Source organism: Chromohalobacter sp. HP20-39 (assembly GCF_033052815.1).
In the GTDB taxonomy this organism is placed as follows: Bacteria; Pseudomonadota; Gammaproteobacteria; order Pseudomonadales; family Halomonadaceae; genus Chromohalobacter.
Genome location: NZ_JAWHTP010000659.1, coordinates 1 through 274, shown reverse-complemented (window position 1 = coordinate 274; position 274 = coordinate 1). Strand labels below are relative to the sequence as shown.

At 67.9% G+C, this 274-nt stretch carries 1 protein-coding gene; it reads right to left on the bottom strand.

Going from position 1 to position 274, the window contains the following annotated elements; translation table 11 throughout:
* A partial coding sequence (locus RVY79_RS19590; protein ID WP_317466242.1) for a PrpF domain-containing protein occupies window positions 1-274 on the bottom strand: 274 nt, incomplete at both ends.

The window sequence follows — 274 nt, the reverse complement described above, 5'->3', positions numbered from 1 at the left end:
CGACACCGTTACGCGGGATGCGGCCGGGTTCGACCAGGCCGGCGCTGATGGCGAAGGGGCCGACCGCAGCGGACAGGTTGCCGCAGTTGCCGCTCCAGTCGACAAAGAGCTGGTCGATGGAGACCTGGCCGAACAGGTAGTCGACATCGTGGTCCGGGCGCGTGCTCTTGGACACGATCACGGTCTTGCTGGTGCTGGAGGTCGCGCCGCCCATGCCGTCGATCTGCTTGCCGTACGGGTCGGGGCTGCCCATCACGCGCATCAGCAGCGCGTC